The sequence below is a fragment of the Pseudomonas sp. GL-R-26 genome (assembly GCF_019947365.1).
Classification (GTDB): domain Bacteria; phylum Pseudomonadota; class Gammaproteobacteria; order Pseudomonadales; family Pseudomonadaceae; genus Aquipseudomonas.
The window spans coordinates 119,358-141,127 of sequence record NZ_JAGYGI010000010.1 but is presented as its reverse complement, the minus strand read 5'-3'; the positions used below and the strand labels follow the sequence as shown (position 1 = coordinate 141,127).

Sequence of the window (21,770 nt, the reverse complement as noted above, 5' to 3'; positions counted from 1 at the left end):
CGATCAGTTCAGGCGATAGGCGAAATCGCCGTCGCTGCCCAACTCGATGTTCAAACTCTGAATCGGTTTGTCCTGCGCCATGCGCTCCAGGACCCGCTGGGCCAGTTCCGGCATCAGGGTCTTGGACAAAATGTTGTCGATGTTGCGGGCGCCGCTGTCGACTTCCGTGCAGCGCGAGGCAATGGCCTTGACCAGCGCCTCGTCATAGCTCAGGACGGCCTGATGATTGCGCTCGAAGCGCTGGCGAATGCGCGCAAGCTTGAGCGCGACGATGCGCTCCAGGATCGCGTCCTTGACCGGGTAGTAGGGGACGATGGTCAGGCGGCCGAGGAAGGCCGGCTTGAACACTTGGTTCAACTCGTCACGCAGCCCTTCGACGATGTCTTCCGGCGTCGGTTGTGGCTGCGCATTGAGGCACCACTGCATGATGCGGTCGGTCCCGGTGTTGGAAGTGAGGATGATCACGGTGTTGCGGAAGTTGATCTCGCGACCTTCGCCGTCATCCAGCACGCCTTTGTCGAACACCTGGAAAAACAGTTCGAGCACGTCCGGGTGGGCTTTTTCCACTTCATCGAGCAGCACCACGCTGTAGGGCTTGCGTCGCACGGCTTCGGTCAGCACGCCGCCCTCGCCATAGCCGACATAACCCGGTGGCGAACCCTTGAGGCTCGAAACCGTGTGGGCTTCCTGGTACTCGGACATGTTGATAGTGATGACGTTACGCTCGCCGCCGTACAGGGTGTCGGCCAGCGCCAATGCGGTTTCGGTCTTGCCGACGCCGCTCGGGCCGAGCAACAGAAACACGCCGATCGGTTTGTTCGGGTCTTCCATGCGAGCTCGGGAAATCTTGATGCGCTTGCCGATTTCCTGCAGTGCGTGGTCCTGGCCGAGCACACGCTCGCCCAGCAAAGCCGGCAGGCGCTGCACGGTTTCGATTTCGTCGCGCAGCATCTTGCCCAGCGGGATGCCGGTCCAGCCGGAGATCACTTCGCCGATGGTGCCGCCATCCACCAGGGCATGCACCAGCGGTTGCTCACCCTGGACGCTGGCCAGTTCGGCGCGCACCGCGGCAATCTCCTGGGTATCCGGTGCCTGGTTCTCCGGGTGGCTGAGGGCGCCGAGTTTTTCCACCAGTTGCAGCTCGCGTTGCCACTGTTGCTCGAGGGCATCGCGAGTCTGCTGTTCGCTCAGCAGTTCGGTGTTGAGGGTGGCCAGGCGTCGGGCATGGTCGCTGCCTTTGGCGGCTTCCTGCTGCAGTACCGAGATTTCCGCCTGCAAATTGTCGATCTGGCGTTTGCAGTCTTCCAGCGGCCCCGGCTGCGCCGATTGCCCGAGGGCGACCCGGGCACACGCGGTGTCCAGCACACTGACAGCCTTGTCCGGCAGTTGGCGCCCGGTGATGTAGCGATTGGACAGGCGCACGGCCTGCACCAGCGCTTCGTCCATCACCGTGACCTTGTGATGCTCCTGCATCTTGGCCAGCAGGCCGCGCAGCATGTGGATCGCCTTGTCTTCGTCCGGCTCTTCGACCTTCACCACCTGGAAGCGGCGGGCGAGGGCGGCATCTTTTTCGAAGTACTTCTTGTACTCGGCCCAGGTGGTCGCCGCGATGGTGCGCAGTTCGCCGCGAGCCAGGGCTGGCTTGAGCAGGTTGGCGGCATCGTTCTGCCCGGCCTGGCCACCGGAGCCGATCAGGGTGTGCGCTTCGTCGATGAACAGAATGATCGGGTGCAGGCTGCGCTTGGTTTCTTCGATGACTGACTTGAGGCGGTTTTCGAATTCGCCTTTCACCCCGGCTCCGGCCTGCAACAAACCGAGGTCCAGGGTATGGATGGCAACGCCCTTGAGCACCGACGGCACGTCCCCTTGCACGATGCGCAGGGCCAGGCCTTCGACCACGGCGGTTTTGCCGACGCCGGCCTCACCAGTGAGGATCGGGTTGTTCTGGCGGCGGCGGGTGAGGATGTCGACCATCTGCCGCACCTCGAACTCGCGACCGAGCACAGGGTCGATCCAGCCTTCGCGAGCGCTTTGCGTGAGGTTGATGGTGTATTGATCGAGGGCCGGGGTCTTGCCGTTGCCTTTGATCGGGCTGGTGCTGGCGGCGTCTGAAGTGCCCAGCGGTTTGGCCAGGGCCGATTCGGCGCTGCCTTCCACCAAGGCGTTGAGGTTCACGCGCAAATCGTCGGCGTTGATCTTCTCCAGCTCGGCCGCACCCGCGATCACCACCCGGCGCAGTTCGTCGTCATCGAGCAAGGCTTGCAACAGATGGCCGGTGCGGATCTGCGCCTGGCCGAACTCAATGGACGCCAGGACCCATGCCTGTTCGATCATGCGGGTCAAGTGCGGCGACAGTGCCGGGGTGCGGGTGTTGCCCTTCTTGAACGTCCCCAGTGCCGTCACCAACTGCGCCTGCAGGCGCTCAGGCACCACGTCGTAATGCCGCAGGATGGCCGGCAGGTCGTTATCGTGGCTGCCCTGCAACTGCAACAGCAGGTGCTCGATTTCGACATCGTAGTGGTGTTCCGACAGGCACAGCGCCGCGGCGCTTTCGGTGGCGGTACGGCTGGTGTCGTTGAGCTTGGCGAACAGGGACTTCAGGTTCACAGGGAGACCCCATCAAAAGGAATGTGAAAGAGCGCGCAACGGGAGGGTTCCACGTCGACGCCTGGTCGTTTGAGCCAGCCGAGCCGGCCCAGCGAAAGGTTGCCCTGGCGACCCAGGCGGGCGACGGGTACGGACTGCGGTTTGAGCTTTGGCGCCAACTGGAAGTCGAGTTCCGCGCCGACATAGAAACGCACCAGTTCCACCAGCTTCTGGTAGTCCTCGGTGCCTGGCTGGAAGCGTTGATAGTCGCCCAGTTCCAGCGGGCCCATCTCGATGCGCACGCATGACTGGTAGTCCCAGACCCGATTGCCGGCGACGGCGCTTTGCCCGAGCACGGCGTTCTTGCGCCCTAGCTGCGTACATTGGCTGGCGTCGAGTTTCAGCCAGCGACCGGCAAACGGCTTGACCTTGAACGGCAGGGAAAAATAGAAGCTGAGCATCACTTCCAGGTTCAGCGCGTTGCGTGGTTTCTGGGCGAACAGGCCGGAGAAGTAGCTGAACAATTCACGGCGCAGGGGCGAGCCTTGTTTGTCGAATTTCTGCTTCTGCGCCTCGGGGCCGAAACCCACCAGATTGAGCAGGTAACGGTCGAAATCCGAGGTGCCGTTGCGTTCGTACTCGATGTAGAACTTGTACTTTTGCCAGGCCTCGTAGAACAGCGTGGTCATGCGGTGCGAAAAGATGTCGAGGAACGCGTGGGCCGCGTCGTCCCGGTACTGGATGTGTCGCTCGATCAACAGCTCGGTGTACGGGCGCGGCAACACGCCCGACGGCCCGACCAGCCCCATGAAGGTGACTTGCATCTCGGACAGCGGCAGGCCGGCCACGGAGACCTTGCCTTCACGCTCGAACTGCAGATCGCTGACTTCACTGGCCGGGAAGTTGAGCGACAGCTGCGAGCGAAAACGCAAAGGGTCTTCGTGCGGTCGGGTTTCCAGGTCCATACGCCCGGTTCTGCTGTAATGCAGGCGAAGCAAGCGCACCAACTGGAAAAACTCGAATCGGTGCGGCTCAGCCCGTGCCTGGTCGATCAGACCAGGGGTTGATCGCCGGTTCGCGGTGGCCATTGGACGACTCTCTTTTCGCGCTGCAAGGTGCGAAGGGTTAATTGGGTAAAACTGTTCATCGAGCAGTACTGACCAAAGAAGTGATCGAGCACCATGCCGAACAAAAACACACCGCTGCCGGTGTACTGGCTTTCATCGAAATTGAGGGTGATGCCGACGCCGCGCACGAAGTTCGGCCGCGGGTGGCCGATGCGCGCAACCACCGGTTCGCTGCTCACCGAGACAATGCCGTTGATCTGTTTGCGGATCGCCGACACGTTGCGATAGTTGTAGAGCGACAACAGTTCCAGCAGCACTTCGCGACCACGGGACACCAGCGACATGTGGTTCAGCGACAGGTGTGAAATCAGCCGCCAGATCACGCCGTTGCCCAGCGGTACGCGCGCGGTGGCGGTGGGCTTGCGCAGGCAGCGGATGTCCTTGATCACCGAGTTGCCCGGAATATTGAAATCGCCACGCTCGCCACCGAACGGCAACATCAGGGGCAGGTCACGGTTGCTGCAGGTCAGGCGGATGCTCAACGCATCGTTGTTGGACTCCATCAGCCCCAACTCGCGATCCACCACCCGGATGAACACGTTCGAACCGTCGCGCTGGCCGCTCTGTACCGCACGGCGCCGGGCAATCCAGAAGCTTTGGCCCGGGCCCTGATCGCCTCGGGGTTCGAAAAACGGATGGCAGGTGCCGACCTGATCGATGCCGCCGACCTTGCGCACGCGCCGCACGCGATCGATGGACACCACCTCGGCCGAGCCTTGCAGGCGCACATCCGGCGTCACCGCGTACTCGTGCTGGGCGTGGGTCAACTTGATCGGCTCGGCCTGCTGGCGGAACAGGTTGATGATCGGCGTGCAGTTGAGCTTGAAGTTATTGCGCCCGATGTTTTGCGTCAGGCGCGCCAGGCGGTCGCTCAGGTCGTAGTCGGAAAAGTAGAAATTGACCTCGACTTTCTCGACATCCTTGCCCGCCAGAATCCGTGCAAAGCCCGACAGGTCGAAGAACATGAATTTGTCGGGGAAGGTGAAGTACTCGTGCAGAAGGCGATAGCCGAGGAACGAGCGCTCGGAGTAGTCCACCAGACCTTCGTCCAGACCGTAACCGACGGCTTTCAAGGCGTTGGCCGGCAAGACGACTTCGCGGGTACGCCCCTGATCTTCGAAGGTCAGCGTGGCCTTGGCCAGGTTGTTGAACAGCAGTTCGTACAGTTGCAGCATCAACGTGCTTTCGCCGTCGAGGAAGAACCGCAGGCTGTCCAGTTCCAGCTTGCCGAACATCACGTCGGAGGTGGCCATCAGGCCGATGCGCAAGCGTGCGACCAGGTCAGCGCTGTGGCCGTTGAACGCCGAGCGTTCCATCTCGATGAACGATGCCTGTTGCACCGCCACCGGCCACAGCTCGACCGGGTAGCAGGTGCGGAATTTACACACCACGCCATCGATCGGGTTGGCACTGAGCTCGGTATGCCGGGGCACGCGGAAGGCTTCGGTGACTTTTTCCTGCTTGCCCAGGTTGAACTCGACGATCGACATCGACGGGGTAGGGCGCAGGTAATGCGGGTACAGCACTTCGAGAAACGACTCGACGATTTCCGGCAGCTCGTCGTCGAGTTTTTTATGCACCCGCGCCGACAGGAACGAGAACGCTTCGATCAGGCGCTCGGTATGCGGGTCTTCGCAGTTATCGCCCTCGATGAGCAACCGCGAAGCGATTTTCGGATACTGGCTCGCAAACTCCTGGCCCAAAAAGCGCAGGTGCGACAGTTCCTTTTCGTAATAGGGCAGCAGATCGTCGAGCATCAGTTGAGGTTCTGCACTTTGTATTCCTGGGTGTTGACCTGCAGCACCGCGTCGAAGGACACCTGACGGGTGACGTCTTGCAGGCGCAGGACCGCGTCCACGCGAAAGGTCAGCATGCGTTGGCCGGTCTGTTGGGCGAGCAGTTGCACTTTGACGCTGCGAAAGCGCCGGTCGCCGACCGTGATCGCTTTCTCCAGTTGCCGCTGGATCAGCAGGCGATCTTTCGGATCAAGCACGCTGCGGCTGGTGAAGTCCGGCATGCCGTAGTCGAGGATGCTGCCGCTCAGGTTGACGAAACCGTCCAGTTCGTTGGCGACCAGGGACTGGCGGGTGTTGACCAGGATTTCTAGGTCGCGAACGATGCTGGCCTTGTAATCGGCCAGCGAACACAAGCGCTGCGATGACGCTTCGATGGACTGATGCGGACGATCGTCCAGCAATCGGTCCAGCAGTGATGGCAACAGCTTGTGTTGACTGGTCATGGTGCCTCCCTGGCAATGTGCTCGATCAGCCGCGGGTCGATTGCGGCAATTCAGCGACCAGGCGCAATGAAGCGGTCAGCTCGTCCAGTTGGTAGTGCGGGCGCAGGTAGGTCACAGCCTTGTACACCCCCGGCTTGCCCGGTACTTCGAACACCTCGGCGCGGGCTTCGCGCAGCGGGAACTTGGCCTTGGCTTCCTGGCTGGCGGTGTCGTCCAGCAGCACGTAGCTCGACAGCCACTTGTTGAGGAACAGCTCGACGTCCTTGCGCGAAGCAAAGCTGCCGATCTTGTCGCGCATGATCGCCTTCATGTAGTGGGCGATGCGCGAGGTGGCGAAGATGTACTGCAACTGCGCGGAAAGCCGGGCGTTGGCGTTGGCGATGTCGGTGTTGTACTGCTTCTGTTTCTGCGCCGACTGGGTGCCGAAGAACGCGGCGTAGTCGGTGCCTTTGCAGTGCACCAGCGGAATGAAACCGAGGTCCGACAGCTCTTTTTCACGGCGGTCGGTGATGGCGATTTCGGTCGGGCACTTGAGGGCGATTTCACCGTCATCGGTCTTGAACGTGTGGGTCGGCAGACCTTCCACCAGGCCACCACCCTCGACACCACGGATCGCCACGCACCAGCCGTAACGGGAAAACGCATCGGTGACCCGGGTGCCCAGCGCGTAGGCGGCGTTCATCCACAGGTACTTGTTGTGGTCACGGCCATCGACGCTTTCGACGAAGTTGAATTCCTCGACCGGCGTGGTATCCGGGCCGTAAGGCAGGCGACCGAGCACGTGGGGCAGGGTGAGGCCGACATAACGCGAGTCTTCGGAAGCGCGGAACGACTTCCACTTGGCGTATTCGACGGTGTCGAAAATCTTCGCCAGGTCCCGTGGGCCGGACATGTCGGTGAACGAATCCCAGCCGAACAGCTCAGGCGAGGCCGCCGAGATGAACGGTGCGTGGGCGGCCGCGGCGACGTGGGAAATCTCTTCGAGCAGGTACATGTCTTCCGGGCTGCGGTTGAACTCGTAGTCACCCAGCAGCATGCCGAACGGTGCACCACCGAAGGTGCCGTATTCTTCTTCGTAGATCTTCTTGAACAGCGCGCTCTGGTCGAATTCGGAAGCGGCCTTGAGGTCGCGCACCAGGTCTTTCTTCGACGCATTGAGCAGGTGGATCTTCAGCGTGGTGCTGGTCTCGGTCTGGTCCACCTGATACTTCAGGCCGCGCCAGGAGGCTTCCAGCTGCTGGAACTCACTGGCGTGCATGATCTCGTTCATCTGCTCGGAGAGCATCGCGTCGATCTCGGCGATGCGCGCATCGAGCACGGCGATCAGGTCCTTGCTCGGCGTCATTTCGCCTTCCAGGATCTGGTTGACCAATTCGCCGATCAGGTCGCGTGTGCGAGTGCGCTCGGTCTCGGAACGGGCCACGCGGCTTTGCGAAATGATGCTGTCGAGCAACGAGGATTGCGCGGTGAAGCTGTCCACTTCAACCAGCGTGCTGTCCTGTTGAGTCACGGTTTGCTTGTCGTTCATCGTCAGGCTCCTACGCTTTGCCGTCGGTGGCTGGAACGGCGGCTTCGCGGCCGAATTCCTTGCCCAGGGTTTTCAACTTCTCGGTGTTCTGCAACACGTCCATCAGTAGCTCTTCGAGCTTGTCGTTGCCGCCCATCTTGTTGCGCAGGTCCGCCAGCTTGTTGCGCACTTCCAGCAGCTTGCGCAGCGGCTCGACCTGCTTGACCACGTTCTGTGGTTCGAAGTCTTCGAGGGCGTTGAAGTTGAGCTCGACGCCCAGTTGCGTGCCGTTCTTGGCCAGGGTGTTGTCGACGCGGTAGGTCAGGCGCGGCTTGATGCCCTTGAGCACGCCGTTGAAGTTGTCGCGGTCGATGAAAATGAACTTGCGGTCCTTGAGCTTCGGCAGCGGCTCCAGCGGGTTGCCGGAGAAATCGCCCAGCACACCGACGACAAAGGGCAGCTCTTTCTTTTCCTGAGCGTCACCGATATCCACGTCGTAGGTGATGTGGACCCGAGGCGCGCGAACGCGGTCGAGTTTGTGCTGGGTACTTTCCTTCTTCGCCATCGTGATCTCCTGTGCGAACAATTCGCTGCAAGTCGTTTGCGTGTCGGTTCAATGGGTGGCCGAGCGCGTTACATTCCTTCGATCGTCAGCAGCAGGCGCTGACGGATTTCATCGTTCATTTCCATGATGTTTTCAAAGCCCACCAATTCTTCGAAGCTGGTGTTGCCGGCAATCTGGGTACTGCTGCGGATCACGGCCTCGTCGGGCAACTGCGAGCGAACCGGCGAGCTGATGACGCAGAAGGGCAGGTCGCCGAACTCCTTCAAACGTTCGAAACTGACGGGAAAACGCAGGCCTTCGAGCAGGCGGCTGATGCCGGGCGACTTGCTCAGGCAGTAGAACAGCACCAGGTAATGCACCACGAAGCGGTACAGCTCGGCGCTGCTGCGATTGGGGTCTTTGAGGACAGTGCGAAAACGGGCCAGGTCGAACGAACTGAAGCCCACCACCCAGCGCACGGGGCTGGTGATGCGAATGGATTGGCCGCTTTGGGACAGCACCTTGTCGTACTCCAGCGCAAACAGTTGCGGAGTGGTGCTGAGCAGGTTGAGGGGCACTTCGAGTTCGTTGACCAGCTGGAACGGAGCGCCCGAGCCGATGCGGTCGTAGAGCTCCTTGAGTTCCTTGAAATGGTGCTGGGTCTCGCGCCCGCTGCTGCGTTGCGCACCCTGCAGGTACTCACCGAAAAACGCTTGCGGACGGATCAGCAAAGCCAGGGTCGCCAGATAGTCCGAAGCCTGCGCCTTGAGCGCATCGGAAATGGCCCGGGTCTGGCTTCGCAGCTTGATCAATGCTTCAACATCAAAAAACGTCTGAGTCATCGGTACATCGTCCTTGAACACTACGCGACGACTACCCGGATATACACGGGAGTGCGTGCGCAGCGACTAATTTCTCGATTGAACACCTGTTCACGAGTTGTGATCGCTGATGTTTGACATCAAAAAATCACACTGCCAGGAATCATTGGGAGTGCGATGCTGGCATATGGATATCGAGTTGCCAGTAACGTCGTGTATGGCAACAGGATGTGTAGGAAAGTTCCTACGCGGCGCGGATTTTTTCTTTTTTTTGATACATGTCGCAATGATGTCTTGTTGCCATCACTTGCTCGAACTGAATGCCGGAAGTGTCTGAAACCCAATTAATTCAATGGTTTCAGGTCGATAATGGATCCAATTTTTAATTGAAAAAAATTGAAAAAAGGTGAACCGGTTCACCCAAAGCCCGCTTGATGTTCCGCTGAGGAAAAGGTTGAAGGATAAGTGTCATATAACCGGCAAGGAAGTGATGGCATCTCAGGGGGGCGGGATATACAACGCATCCTTTCCATTGCTGAACGAGTGTTCGGGCAATATGGCGTTACATATCGTCGATATTTCTGTATAACGCGCCGGGTACGAGTGCGCCCCGTAACTTTCATGTCGGGCCGTGCAATAGCGTGAGGGCTTTCGGCCTTCGTTAAATGGAATTTATGCTCGCCACGGATGTAAGGCGACGCGACTATTGAGGCCCTGTCTCATGAGAACGTTGAAACTCATTGCCGTACTTATTCTCCTGCCACTTTGCCTGGGTTTGTTTGGTGTCTGGGAGTTACAACGCAGTACCGAGAGCATCACGGAGTTCGCGGATATCAACGCCGAACTGAGCGAGATGCGTGTTGAACTCCAAGCGATGGCTGCAAAGCCGGGATCGAGCTCGGCAATGGTCGATATCAATGGCAAGCGCATGAGTGTTGCCATGGCTCTATCGCGTATTACTGACGCCGAGCACGACCTGACCATCCTGCAACCGGTAAGTGCCGTGATGAGCAACCTGGCCAAAGGCGTCATCGTCCTCGGCCTGCTGGCCTCGCTGGTCGGCGTACTGGGGCTGTCGGGGTTGCGATGGGCAGGTGCCCGCGCGAGTCATTCCCGTGAACGATTGCTGCACACCTTCAGCCGGGTGAGCCGCCTGTTGCCGTACCTGCTGGTGGGGCACATCGTCGCCATGGGCGCGGCGGTGGCGGCCATCCTCGGTTTCGAAGGCCTGGGGTTGTGGCACATGGGGAAAATGGCCACCGGTGAATTCAAGCTGATGCTCATCGTGTTGATGCTGATGCTCGGTTTCCTGTATTCGATCTGGCAGATGGGCAAGCAGCTGCCGGTCATGCTGCGCATGTTCCAGTCCACGCCGATGAACGTTCTGGGCCAGGTGGTCACACCGCAACAGGCGCCGGCGCTGTGGGCCTATGTTCGCGAGCTGGCGGACCAGCTCGGCGCGCTGGCACCCGAGCACATCGTGCTGGGCATGACCGAAGGCTTTTACGTCACCTCCAGCGACGTCACCCTGCTCCCGGCAGGCACCGCGCTCAAAGGCCGCACCCTGCACGTGCCGATTCTGTACCTGGGCTTGCTCGATTCGGCAGAAACCGGCGCGGTCATCGGTCACGAACTGGCCCACTTCGCCGGTGCCGATACCGAGTTCAGCCTGCGTTTCGTACCGATCTATCAGGGTATCGGTCGCAGCCTCGGCGTGATTGCCGAAACCATGCTGCAAAGCGATGTGCTGCAACGCACGACGCTGTGGCCGGCGTTCATGCTCGGTGAGTATTTCATGGAGCGTTTCGATCACGCGGTGAACCATTGGAGCCGCGTGCGGGAGCTGGCGGCGGACGCGGCGGGCGCGAAGCTGACGGGGAATATCGCCATCGCTTCGGCCTTGGTGCGCATCTCTGCCATCGACCCCTTGTTGCAGCAGGGTGTATCGACCCATGTTGCCCGCGTGACCAACCCCAGTGCTGAATACGTGCTGACCGGCGACTTGCCAGGCAGCCTGGTGCAGGAGCTGGCCGCGCAGCCGCTGACCCTGCCCGAAGAGGAAATGGCAACCAGCCTGCCTCATCCGTCGGACACTCATCCCTCCAATCGCGAGCGGCTAGCGTCCCTGCAAGTCACGGTCGAAGAGGCCGTCAGCCGCGGCACCCGCCCGATTATCGCGGCACAAGCCTGCGCCGCGATGGATCACTATTTCGCCGATCCCCAGGCATTGCGTGCCCGCATTACCGAGGACTTTCTCGGCCACTACATGGAGCAGGATGCGGCGGTTGTGCAAGAGTTACGTAGCCATGCCAGCAATGCCACGGAGGAAGTCCGGCTACATGAAGGCGCACGATTGCGCGGGTGGATTACCCTGATTTGTTTCTCGTTTTTCATGTTGCTGGGCTTGGGCCTGCTGGTCTTGCCGTGGCTGTTGCCGCAGGCTTCAGGGAGTAACAAATCGATGATACTGGTCGCTGGTGGGGGGCTCGTCGTATTGATGGCATGCCTGCTGCCGTTCTCGTTGCGCTTGCTCAAGCGGGCGAACAAGACAGCGTTGTTGCTGACGCCCGAGCACTTCGTTTTTGCCAACCTCAAGGCACCACTGCCGATCCGGCACGTCGCTGATTTTGGTCTGCAAATGGGCCAGGGGCTGCACTTGAATCTGCTGCTGGAAGACGATGCTCCGATGCCTGAGTTGGCCTCGCGCTCGTTCTTTTCGCCTGATGCGAAGCTCGACAAGAAAAAGCGCTGGGTCCAGTTACAGTTGATTCAGTTCTGCCGGGACGACAAAAAGCTCAAGAATGAGCAATTGGCGGAACTGATCGGAACCTACCTCAATGCAGGCACTGCGCGACATCTGCTGCAGCAGCGATTTGAGCAGGCCTGAATGCTTTCAGCATTGGCAAGCGTGGGACGCCGGGTTCAATGGCTCCCTGCGCAAAGCTGATGAAGAACTGATAGCAGCCCTTGCAGTTCGTTGTTTTCGTCCAGCAAGGGTTTTGCGTTTTCATACAGAACAACGTCGTTGATCGAGCCCATGCCGCCGTACAGCGACATCAGTCGAGAAAACGCGTACGCCGTATCCTGGGGCAGCGCTAAGCTGCACTCCTCAAGTCTGTCTGCCCAGTGCGGGTGGCCGAATGTCCTCAGCAGTTCTGCTGTTCGGGCAAGGGTCGTGGAGATCTTGTGGAGGTCTTTCATGGTGACAGCCCTGAGCCGTTGTGTTTTCGGTGGGTCACTTATCAACGCTCACAACGCTGATGGCGCCATTGTGCCAAGCGACCGAATAACTGACGCCATTCCAGTTGCCAGCGATCAGCGCCGCGTTTTTGTCGCAGTGAAGGCTCATGTAGGGTTTATCGGCTTGTGTACCGTGGGGACTTTCCTGGATGTACCAAAGCACTGTTCCATGCCGCGATAGGGCAAGGATGTTTTTGTTGGAAATGACATTTGGTGGGGGCTCGATCAGGATCGCTAGCCTGTCGTCATGCGGCAAGGCGACGTTGACCGGGTGAGGCAGGTGAATGGGTTGATTCGCTATCCATAGGATTCCGTTGTCAACGCGGTACCACGTTTCGGTCATAACGTTACCTTTAGTGTTATCGATGAAGTCGCAGCAATGCTATGTGCGTGGAAGACTTTCCGGCGGCAATCCATTCGGCAGCTGAATCTTCAGGCCGCGTGCAATCTGAATGCCTATGTAGAAGGCATCCCCCAGTGCGCTGGCAAGTTCAGGATCGTCGGCTTCAAACTCCTTGCTGGCCCAAACGCCGATAGTCAATTGGTGCAACCGGGCTTTATCTTTTTCAACGCCCAGCAACACGTTCCTGATGAATTGCAATTGGATCAACGAGCTTGAGTAAATCTGGAACTCTGGACAGCCGTTGTATCTCAGGGCGGTGATGGCTATCGCATTGTCGATGTAGTCGAGGGCCGTTATCGGCGTTTTCAGAAGGCGGTCCTTCCCGGCTCCAGCGGTTTGATAGCTGCGCGACGCTACGTATTCATCAAACATACGAATCTGCACACCGGTCAGGGCGCAGTCTCGATCATAACCAACGTGTTTTCTATAGGTCAGGAATTGTTCTGATTCTGGTCCATGGGACAGCAGCGAAACAATCGCCGCACATTGCGTGAGCCAATAGATTTCGAACGAGGATTCAGTGCCTCGACAATAACCAAGGTCTGTCGCTTTGCCGTACAAGTCACTCGCCAATTGGCTGGCGTAATCGCGGTTTATCGTGGTCTCTGAAGTCCGGTCGGCCGGATCATTCGCGATGACGAAAACCCGATAGCGCTGCAACAGGAGGGCATCCACAAGCTTCAGGTCCGGGCAGGCGGGAGGCATCAGCGGCACAAAAACATCTGGCTCACGATTGATCGGCAGCCAGGACAGGTTCCTTTCCACTCGGGAAAGTGGCTTGTCCGCTTCGGTGTGGGGGGCTGCATCGACAACCTGCTCGGTGGGGGCGGGTGGAAGAGCGGTCTTTTGCCCGAAAAGGGTTTTCAAACGATGCAGTAGTTTTGACATGGGATATCCGTTCAAGGATTTTGATTTTGAGGACAGCGATCCAAAGGGCCGGAGTGACGGTTTGTCTTAGATAGCCGTTCCTCTATTGGTCCCCGGCTGCACAATCAGCAGATCATCCAGCTCTCCGCGGCGACAACTACCCTGACACCGGGGACACGACAAAGCGTCCCTTATGGCAAAAACGCCTTAATTCTCTTGGCGAGAAATTCGTAAAAATTGTTCGCATACAATAAGTTCTGCCCCGACGGGATTCTAATGAAAATCTGGCATTCTTCGCCGTTGTATGTGTCGTAGTCGAAGAAAAAAACCTCGCCCAAGTCGGTTTCGCTGATGACTACTTTTTTAGCGGTTGTTGATTTATGTTTGAGGCCATTGAGGTGCTGGAAAACTATATCTCCACCATTGATGTCTTCGAAGTCCATTCCATAGATGCTATATATTTCCTCCGTCCCGACTTCTCCTCCTGCATAATTGAGAAGGAACCATTTGTAGGATGCAGGCAGTTTATGGCGGATTTTTTTCTCGGCTTTTACCAGCCAGTCATCAGACACGGCGTCAGCGGGTGATCCAAACGCGGCGATATCCGGATGTTGTTTGATCAGGTTCTCTAGTTCAAGTAATGTTGGTTTATTCATTGCCTGTCTCGGACGTTGTTTTTTTTGTTTTTAAGTGAGGGTTTTTTGTCCGTAAATAGTCGTTTTGGATTCAGTTTTGATGGTGTGCGACGAGCATTTCGAGTTCTTTTGCGGGTCGCTGTTGTCAGTCGCTCAATGTTCATTTTTTTTCATCGTGCGGTGAAGGTCAGAAATTTTTGTGAAGCGGTATTTGCCACATTACGGAGGTGTAACCGTCGATAGTGTGACATCACGTACCATCATCGGCGAGAGCGACCTCTATTGTAATCTTGGCGGGTGATTCCCTCACCGAAGCGCAGCGCTTCATTGAATAAACGGTTGTCATGAGGGACTGGTTGAGTGCTCTCTTCGTTGCCGTAGAAACGTACGAATATCTGCTTTGAATGATGATCCCAACGATAGGTAACTTCTTCGTATGGGTAGTCAATAAAAATGTCTTCGTTTGCGAAACGCTCACCTTTCTCAATTGCCATTTAATTCTCTCGCGACGCTGTAGTACTGCGATCGCTGATCGTGAACCCCATCTGAAAACCCAAGAACAACAAGAACTTTTAAAAATCTCGGCACCAGGCAATGATCTGTCACGACATATCGCCTGATTTCAGACCCGTTCAAATGCGTCCCATAACATCTGTCGAATAGCATCCAGTCTTGCGTTAGCTGCGACACGTTGCTCAGAGGTACCTCGAACAATGTAGACGTCTGAGAAACCTGATTTACTGCCTGCCATTGTTCTATAAATTGAAGTCGCTTGTGCCCATTCATTGCTGTTCGGCAAAGGGTCATCGGAAAGTAGGCGGATTATCGCGTTTATTCCCGAATCAAAATTTCGGCAGTTCTCACCGTGAAAAATCTCTGTGAGCGAAATAAGCACTTCGATCAGATGTGAGTTTGTCATGCGCTTTCCGATACCAAGCTCACTGTTGGGTTCTAAAGTCGGTCTGGAGTTTACGTTATTGCTGCCTGCGTTGCTCACGAAAGAGCTTCAGTGCCGGAGATTCTCCACCTGTAATCTCAATTGAAAATTTTGCGTAAGCCTCTTCAAGCTCTTCAAAAATTTGAAGGCCTTTTTCAGTGAAAAAATATTGGCCTGGGATTTCGCCCCATTCAATGGGCGTTACGATTTTTCCGGTTTTTACTAATTCTAATAAGGGTTTCAAGCCCCTGTACAAGTCTGCGGCATCAGGCGTCAGAGTTGAGTGTCTGATGAGTTGTTGCTCTAGGTCTATTGCTGAGGCTTCCAGGTTTTTAATATTCATGGCTAATTTCCTATGTTGCCAATTAGCTTGGCTTCTGACCAATTTGTCCGGTTGGGGATAACGTATTGTAAAGCACCTCCGGATCGAACAATCGCGCCTCCCAGTTCGCGGGTCGGAGCTACTTCACTCACATATACTTTGCTCGGCGAGAATGGAGCTATCTCATATAGGTCGTATTTTGGGGCCTCACTACCAAGTGGTAGACCCAGCGAGTCTGCTAGTGTTTTTCCCGAATTAGCTGCTTTATTTAACTCTTCGTAAGTCGTGAAGTAAGGTGAGTGATCTGGCTTGTCACCTCCATGGACCACGATTTTGACGAGAGGTGTATTTACGACCTTTGCAGTTGGCAAGGTCTTCCCGGATGCAAGCTGACCTGCGGCCCTCGCATAAAGAATGTAGTCAGATTTGGCTGGGTCTGCCGTAGCAACCTCATTGAGGTACATTCTGCCCTCGGGAGTCATCAAGTAGGCCTCGATTTTGCTGGTTTTAACGCCCAATGTCTCTAAGGTTTTGACGTCTTTAATCTGTTCTGCCAAAGGTACAAAATCTGGATCTTGCCGTGCATATTGCTCCCTTAGCGTTTGCGGTTCCGGCTCAGCCTTCACCAAAGGCGCTGGTTCCTTCACCTGCAACTCAGCCTGAGCCAGCAACTTCTGCTCATTCCTTGCCAACCAACCCGCCAACTGCTTGTTCGAAATCTCTGCCTGAAGCTTCGCGCTGCGGGTCGCGATGCTTTCCATGCTGTTCATCACACCCGCTTTCATCTGGCCCCGGGTCAGGTAGGTGACGATGGCGGTGAGCAACAGCAGTACAAGCTGCTCCTGTCCGCGGGCCAGTTGTCGTGCCGCGCGTTCGACGCGTTCCTGTACCAGTGCGGCGGAGCCGCCGCTGGGGTCCAGGCCGGACGGTTTGACGCCTTCTTCGGCGTGCCAGGCCGTGGCGATGCCTTCCTGCAAGGTCGAGAGGCAGGCGGGCAGGCCCTGGTAAAAGTATTCGGCGATGGCGGACAGGCCCAGGCCCATGAGAATCAGGTTGCCGAGCTGCAGGCCGATACCGGCCCCGGCAGCGGCTCCGGGGGCCGCGCCGACGCCAAATGCGAAGGCCCCCGCTGTGCCGCCGGCCACGGTGCCGATCGCCACGCTGCCGCCGAGAATCATCGAAACTTCTTTGACCAGTTGCAGCAGTACCGGCAGGATCTGCTTGATTTCAATCGAGGCCCACTTGCGCTTGAGGTCCATCTGGATGATCGGGTAGGAGAGGGTCATCGCCTGATGCACCGCATCGATGCGATGACCGCCCATGTAGCCATAGGCCTGGCTCGCGCCATTGCTGACACGCCGGGTGAAGCCGTTCCAGTTGTCGTGAACGCTCTGCAGGCCGTCGTTGACGCCCTGGTTCAGCTCGCTGAATTTCTGGTCGAGGTTGCGTTCGACTTCGGCCCAGCTGGGCACGTTGGCTAAAAGATCCATTTACTCGTCACTGTCCTTGGGGGAAAGGCGCTTCCTTGTTGCTGCGGTCGAGCTGTCGAATATCCGACTTATCATCAATGCCGAAGTGATGGCTATCTGCCGCACTTCAGACTGCGCGGCGGGATGGAAAATTCAACATGGATCCCATTTTTTGTTATTCGCATTACATTCGGCAATGATGGCAATAAGGCATTAGTTGCCAATCAGTGGTACCTGACTTCCCGTTCATCCTTGATATATCGGCGTTTCTGGCCAGCCAGCGGGGCGATAATTATTTTTCAGGGATTGTCCTGAACTGAGTTCGAAGTGCGTGGAAGTACCCGCATACACTGAGAGTGGGTTGACACAGTGCATGACATGGGTGTCTCCTTCCCGCGTTCAGAACCTGTGATACCTGCAAAAGTGTGACAAATTTCTCAAATATTTTTCTGGGTGATGGCACTTTCATACTGTCTTGTGGTCGCAGTTCCTGACGTGACATTTCGTGTGAGCAGTTTCGCTCGATGTTTAAGCGAGTTCGATGAAAATGAAGAGTGTTCTGTAGGTCGTCTCTTACAAAACATACAGAATGATTCATGCCGCAGTCCGAAAACATAGGGTGGCGAAGTGTTCGCCCAAATCAATGTTGCGGCAAACAGGGTTTAACCCCCTTATCTGATTCGTTATGCGCAGTGGTTGAGAGAGGGCGGTAGCTTTCCACTGTTTTCAAGGAGATACACATGTTGATGGACCTTGCCGCAATGCTTTCCCCGCAAAATCGGCGCCTGTTCAAATTCAAGAACCTCGCCAACCCCGAACAGCAATTGTTGCTTGAGTCCTTCAAGGGGACTGAAGGTCTGTCCCGTGCGTACAACTTCGAATTGCTGCTGGTGTGCCAGGACTCCGACGTCGAGTTGAAGTCGATGATGGGCCAGCACGTGGTTCTGGAAATCGAGCTGGCAGATGCCTCGCCTCGTTACCTGGCAGGCTACCTCACGCGGTTTGCCAGCATCGGCAGCGACGGCGGCATGGCGCGTTATACGGCGACGCTGAACCCCTGGTTCTCGATGCTGAAGAACCGCTTCGACACGCGCATTTTCCAGGGCTGCACGGTTGAAGATGTCGTCACCCAGGTGTTTGCCTTGTGCACCGCGTTTTCCCGCCATGAGTTCCGCCTGAGCAAGCCGCTCAAGCATTACACCTACATCACCCAGTACCGTGAATCGGACTTCAATTTTGTCCAGCGCCTGCTCGAAGAAGAGGGGATGCTCTACTACTTCGAGCACACCGCCGAAGGCCACACCATGATCATCTGCGACGACTCCAGCACGTTGGTGCCGTTGCCTGAACAACCGCAGATCCGTTTCCACACGGCATCGGTCACCGAGACCGCCGACTCCATTACCCAATGGAGCGGCAACCGCCAGTTGCAGTCCGGGAAAATCGCGGTCCAGACCTTCGATTATCGCCAGCCGTCCAACCGCTTGCCGGTCGCCATGAAGAGCCTGAACAAACAGGGCGATGTCGACGAATTCGAAATCTATGACTTCCCCGGCCAATACACCCACGGCACCTACGACGAAGGTGAAGCGCTGCTGCGGTTGCGGGTCGAAGCGCTTGAACTCAAGGGCAAGAGCTTTCATGGCGCCAGTAACTGCCGCGCAATGAAACCCGGTTATACCTTCGAACTGCTGCAGCATTACGATCACGATCAAGGCCCCGCCGATGATCGTCAGTTCCTGCTGATGAGCGTCGAAAGCGAAGGCCACAACAACTACCTCAGCGGGCACCAGGCGAGTTACTACAACACCTTCGCCTGCGTGCGCAAAAAGATCGTCTTCCGCCCTCAGCTCACCACCCCGCGCCCGACCATCTCCGGCCCGCAAACCGCGATCATCGTCGGTCCGCCGGGGGAGGAAATCTTCACCGACGAACTCGGCCGCGTGAAGGTGCAGTTTCACTGGGACCGCAAGGGTGAGCACAACGACAAGAGCTCCTGCTGGGTCCGCGTCGCCCAGTCCGGTGCCAGCGGCGGCTTCGGCAGCATCCAGATTCCCCGTGTGGGCGATGAGGTCGTGGTGGTGTTCCTCGACGGCAACCCCGACCGCCCGCTGGTCATGGGCAGCCTCTACAACAGCCAGAACACGCCGCCGTGGTCGCTACCGGCGAACAAGACCCAGAGCGGGTTTTTGACGCGGTCGATGAAGGGGAAGGGCAGCAATGCGAATTTTTTCCGCTTCGACGACAAGGCGGGTGCCGAGCAGATAATTGTCCATGCCGAACGCAATATGGATACGGAAATCGAAGCTGACGAAACCCTTAAGGTTGGTGGAAGTCGCCAGATCAAGGTCGAAGGCAAGCACTCGGAAACAATCAAGCTGGAGACCAGCATTGCCGTAGAGGAGGGATCGTATTACGTCACCGTCGATAAAGGCGAAGTGAAGATCAAGGCTGCGACATCCATCACTCTGGAAGTCGGCGCCAGCAAGCTAGTCATGAATAAGGACGGGACGATTACCCTGTCCGGCATCGTGGTTGATGTGGAAGGTAAAACCGTCATCAACCTGAACAAATAAGCTGACGGATAAGGGACTGCCGCATGCGAACCAGTATTTACGACCGAATCTCCGAGCAAAGGATTCGTGAGGAACAGCGACTCGAAACAGAGCGCTTGGAGCAGGAGGCACTCGACGCACCACCTCCACCTCCCGAACGCTTTCAGACCAATGAGTTGAGCTTTGTTCGTCCGCCAGGTTTCAAGGACAAAACATTTCATGTATTTACGCTCACTGATATAGGGCCAAGCCCCTTATCCGTGGTAATTGGTCGAACACCTATCGAAAGCGACAGTGATCTTGAATCAATGGCGCAGCAGTTGCTTGCTGATCTGAAAAAAGCCCTATCACATCTGGAGTGGGTTGAGCCTTTGAGCCCTGCCGAACTTGCAGGTGTTGAAGCTAGACGTGTCGAATTCAAATGGCGGCAACAAGGCCAACCGGTGCACCAACTTCAGTTGATCTTTCTCCATCACGACGAACTTCGGCAGCCGCTTCTGATGCAAATCACAGGTACAAGCAACAATCCCAACGGCATGACATCTGAAGAGCGAAGCGCGTTCTATGAGTTAGTCGAATCGCTTGAACTGCGGCACGTCCAAGATGGCGGTGAATCGGTAGAGCAGGCATGAGCGCTGCTGCACGCCTGGATGATCCGATTGAGCACACCGGATCACTAACGGGGTTGCTGGCAGGACTCGCCGTTGGTGCCATTGGCGCTGCTCTGATCGTGGGTACCGGCGGATTGGCAGCGGTCGCAATTGTCGGCGCTGCCGCGGCGACGGGAGCAGGCATAGGTCAGTTGGTTGGAAGTTTGTCGTTTTGCAGTCACGAAGCCGGCCAAATCGTCAGTGGGTCTGGCAACGTTCATACCAATGGCAAGCCCGCCGCCAGAGCGCACCTGGACAAGGCGAAATGTGACGAGCACGGCTCTGCGCCGCAAATAGTTGCGCAGGGGAGCAGTACCGTTCATATCAACGGTCAACCAGCGGCCCGGGTCGGTGATCGCACCGTGTGTGATGGGAAAATCAGTTCCGGATCTGGCAATGTATTCATCGGAGGGGGCACCGATACGACCGACCCGATAAATCCCGAAGTCCCGGAGTGGCTGGAGCGAGCAGTTCTCGTCGTTGGTTTGGGAAGTGCCTTCGTATTGGCAAGCCCGGTGGTCGTGGTTGCAGGGCTTGTTGGCGCTGTCGCAGGCGGATTGGCTGGACACTGGGCTGGCGGGGAGTTGTTTGGTCAAGGGTCCGATGGACAGAAACTGATGGCCTTTGGTGGCGCTTTGTTGGGAGGAGGGCTAGGGGCTAAAGGGGGGAAGTGGTTTGATGCGCGGTATGAGATTAAGGTTCAGGGGGTTGGGTCGAATCTTGCGAATGTGAAGATTGTCCCAAAAGGTTCAGAAAAAGTTGCGAGCATTGCGGAATCAGAAGCCGCATTAGGTCGCGCGAATCATGCCAAAACAGAACTACCTTCGAGCAAAGAATATAAAGTAAAAACCGTATCATCGAACGACAAAAAAACATTGAGTGGATGGGGTGACAAGAAACCCGAGGGGTACGAAAAAGTATCAGCAGAGCATGTAAAGGCGAAGTCAGAAGAAATTGGGCACGAAGTGAAGTCACACCCATATGATAGAGACTACAAAGGGCAATATTATTCGTCTCATGCGGAAAAACAAATGTCTATAATCAGCCCGGATCATCCTATAGGCGTTTCTAAACCAATGTGTAATGACTGCCAAGGTTATTTTTCAAAATTAGCGCAGTATAAGAATGCGGAGCAGGTTGTTGCCGATCCAAAGGCGGTTCGGATCTTCAAGCCTGATGGGACAGTTGAGACAATTTTGAGGTCGGAATGAACAAAAAGTCTGAAGTGTTAGTTAAAAGATTATTGGTTGAGGTGAAAAACTCGCCGTCGGGTGAGCTGATTTTACCTTTAAGAAAGCTTTTGTGGAACACCATTACGGTTGATGAGCCTGACGAGGTGAAAAGGCTGATTCTTACCAAGCTGGATTATATTTGTGTAAATCATGGCGCAGCCATCTGGTCACATAAGTTTGGAAGTTCTCAGAATTTAATCACGGTTCTAACTGTAGCGCTTGATACCGTTGAGGGGAAGCTCTCTGAAGTGAAGGCCCTGAGTATTCGAGATGATTTCTATGTTGAGGTAGTTGAAAATCAAGAATACGAACCTGACGAGTATCCAGCAATGTTCGTTGGTCATGCTGCTGCCAATACAATTGCTACAGCAACAGCTGATTTTGTGTTTGATCCTTCTGATGATCGTGATGATCGTGACCTCGATCCTGACGCATTCGAACCTAGCTTTTTAATGGCTTCTGCTTTCGCCGGGGGATTGGACGATAGTGGCGATTCTGAGTTGCGGCGTAGATTTTGGGAGTGGTATTTGTCGAGTGCAATAAATCAGGTGGTTTGAATTTCTATTAGTCTGGAGCTTTTATGTTGTTTTTTTGTTGCGGAACTAATGTGGGGGTTTTCAATGTTTTATTATTTAG

General features: G+C 56.5%; 20 protein-coding genes. 5 read left to right on the top strand and 15 right to left on the bottom strand.

Going from position 1 to position 21,770, the window contains the following annotated elements; translation table 11 throughout:
- Nucleotides 1-3 precede the first annotated feature (3 nt).
- The 7 genes from tssH to KGA96_RS12860 all read right to left on the bottom strand — a co-directional run bounded on the left by tssH (nucleotide 4) and on the right by KGA96_RS12860 (nucleotide 8,845).
- Complete coding sequence (gene tssH, locus KGA96_RS12890) at nucleotides 4-2,607, bottom strand: type VI secretion system ATPase TssH (RefSeq protein ID WP_223513051.1); 2,604 nt, start codon at nucleotides 2,605-2,607, stop codon at nucleotides 4-6.
- Nucleotides 2,604-3,674 carry a type VI secretion system baseplate subunit TssG gene (tssG, locus tag KGA96_RS12885; RefSeq protein WP_223513049.1) on the bottom strand — a complete coding sequence of 357 codons (1,071 nt, stop codon included), beginning with the start codon at nucleotides 3,672-3,674 and terminating at the stop codon, nucleotides 2,604-2,606. Before tssG ends, tssH begins: the two co-directional genes overlap by 4 nt.
- Entirely contained in the window at nucleotides 3,638-5,470 is a 1,833-nt protein-coding gene (gene tssF / locus KGA96_RS12880; protein ID WP_223513047.1) for a type VI secretion system baseplate subunit TssF, read from the bottom strand. Before tssF ends, tssG begins: the two co-directional genes overlap by 37 nt.
- A complete protein-coding gene (tssE, locus tag KGA96_RS12875) occupies nucleotides 5,470-5,952 on the bottom strand; it encodes a type VI secretion system baseplate subunit TssE (protein ID WP_034150988.1) in 483 nt (160 codons plus the stop codon). The genes tssF and tssE overlap by 1 nt, the downstream gene beginning before the upstream one ends.
- 25 nt (nucleotides 5,953-5,977) lie before the next feature.
- Nucleotides 5,978-7,480, bottom strand: a complete 1,503-nt coding sequence (tssC, locus tag KGA96_RS12870; RefSeq protein ID WP_056723981.1) for a type VI secretion system contractile sheath large subunit — start codon at nucleotides 7,478-7,480, stop codon at nucleotides 5,978-5,980.
- 10 nt (nucleotides 7,481-7,490) lie between these two features.
- Nucleotides 7,491-8,024: a type VI secretion system contractile sheath small subunit gene (gene tssB, locus KGA96_RS12865; protein WP_007978739.1), complete on the bottom strand. Its 534-nt coding sequence runs from the start codon at nucleotides 8,022-8,024 to the stop codon at nucleotides 7,491-7,493.
- 68 nt (nucleotides 8,025-8,092) lie between these two features.
- The gene (locus KGA96_RS12860) at nucleotides 8,093-8,845 is read right to left on the bottom strand and encodes a hypothetical protein (RefSeq protein ID WP_223513045.1); all 753 of its coding nucleotides are present in this window, start codon (nucleotides 8,843-8,845) and stop codon (nucleotides 8,093-8,095) included.
- A 700-nt stretch (nucleotides 8,846-9,545) separates the two neighbouring features.
- Here KGA96_RS12860 and KGA96_RS12855 point away from each other — a divergent pair.
- Nucleotides 9,546-11,711 (top strand): M48 family metallopeptidase, encoded by a 2,166-nt coding sequence (locus KGA96_RS12855; protein ID WP_223513043.1) that lies wholly within the window; start codon nucleotides 9,546-9,548, stop codon nucleotides 11,709-11,711.
- 35 nt (nucleotides 11,712-11,746) lie between these two features.
- Here the strand turns inward: KGA96_RS12855 and KGA96_RS12850 are convergent, their stop codons facing one another.
- The 8 genes from KGA96_RS12850 to KGA96_RS12815 form a co-directional block, all read right to left on the bottom strand.
- Nucleotides 11,747-12,025 carry a DUF6966 domain-containing protein gene (locus KGA96_RS12850; RefSeq protein WP_223513041.1) on the bottom strand — a complete coding sequence of 93 codons (279 nt, stop codon included), beginning with the start codon at nucleotides 12,023-12,025 and terminating at the stop codon, nucleotides 11,747-11,749.
- A gap of 34 nt (nucleotides 12,026-12,059) precedes the next feature.
- Nucleotides 12,060-12,407 carry a hypothetical protein gene (locus KGA96_RS12845; protein WP_223513039.1) on the bottom strand — a complete coding sequence of 116 codons (348 nt, stop codon included), beginning with the start codon at nucleotides 12,405-12,407 and terminating at the stop codon, nucleotides 12,060-12,062.
- Nucleotides 12,408-12,446: 39 nt separating this feature from the next.
- Nucleotides 12,447-13,355: an immunity protein Tsi6 family protein gene (locus KGA96_RS29735; protein WP_317850345.1), complete on the bottom strand. Its 909-nt coding sequence runs from the start codon at nucleotides 13,353-13,355 to the stop codon at nucleotides 12,447-12,449.
- Between the two features lie 170 nt (nucleotides 13,356-13,525).
- Nucleotides 13,526-13,990, bottom strand: coding sequence for an SMI1/KNR4 family protein (locus tag KGA96_RS12835; protein ID WP_046042531.1), 465 nt, complete (start codon nucleotides 13,988-13,990; stop codon nucleotides 13,526-13,528).
- Between the two features lie 239 nt (nucleotides 13,991-14,229).
- Complete coding sequence (locus KGA96_RS12830; protein ID WP_080925365.1) at nucleotides 14,230-14,463, bottom strand: hypothetical protein; 234 nt, start codon at nucleotides 14,461-14,463, stop codon at nucleotides 14,230-14,232.
- Nucleotides 14,464-14,591: 128 nt separating this feature from the next.
- A complete protein-coding gene (locus KGA96_RS12825; RefSeq protein ID WP_223464654.1) occupies nucleotides 14,592-14,966 on the bottom strand; it encodes a hypothetical protein in 375 nt (124 codons plus the stop codon).
- Nucleotides 14,944-15,249 (bottom strand): hypothetical protein, encoded by a 306-nt coding sequence (locus tag KGA96_RS12820; protein WP_046042530.1) that lies wholly within the window; start codon nucleotides 15,247-15,249, stop codon nucleotides 14,944-14,946. The genes KGA96_RS12825 and KGA96_RS12820 overlap by 23 nt, the downstream gene beginning before the upstream one ends.
- A 2-nt stretch (nucleotides 15,250-15,251) precedes the next feature.
- Complete coding sequence (locus tag KGA96_RS12815; protein ID WP_223513038.1) at nucleotides 15,252-16,718, bottom strand: DUF6861 domain-containing protein; 1,467 nt, start codon at nucleotides 16,716-16,718, stop codon at nucleotides 15,252-15,254.
- Nucleotides 16,719-17,437: 719 nt separating this feature from the next.
- Here KGA96_RS12815 and KGA96_RS12810 point away from each other — a divergent pair.
- Genes KGA96_RS12810 through KGA96_RS12795 form a run of 4 tightly spaced genes read left to right on the top strand, consistent with a single transcriptional unit; the run spans nucleotide 17,438 to nucleotide 21,691 of the window.
- Complete coding sequence (locus tag KGA96_RS12810; protein ID WP_046042528.1) at nucleotides 17,438-19,273, top strand: type VI secretion system tip protein VgrG; 1,836 nt, start codon at nucleotides 17,438-17,440, stop codon at nucleotides 19,271-19,273.
- A gap of 23 nt (nucleotides 19,274-19,296) precedes the next feature.
- Nucleotides 19,297-19,884: a DcrB-related protein gene (locus KGA96_RS12805; protein WP_223513028.1), complete on the top strand. Its 588-nt coding sequence runs from the start codon at nucleotides 19,297-19,299 to the stop codon at nucleotides 19,882-19,884.
- On the top strand, nucleotides 19,881-21,113 hold the full coding sequence (locus KGA96_RS12800) for a PAAR domain-containing protein (RefSeq protein ID WP_223513026.1): 1,233 nt from the start codon (nucleotides 19,881-19,883) through the stop codon (nucleotides 21,111-21,113). Before KGA96_RS12805 ends, KGA96_RS12800 begins: the two co-directional genes overlap by 4 nt.
- On the top strand, nucleotides 21,110-21,691 hold the full coding sequence (locus KGA96_RS12795) for an Imm5 family immunity protein (protein WP_046042525.1): 582 nt from the start codon (nucleotides 21,110-21,112) through the stop codon (nucleotides 21,689-21,691). Before KGA96_RS12800 ends, KGA96_RS12795 begins: the two co-directional genes overlap by 4 nt.
- Nucleotides 21,692-21,770: the final 79 nt, after the last annotated feature.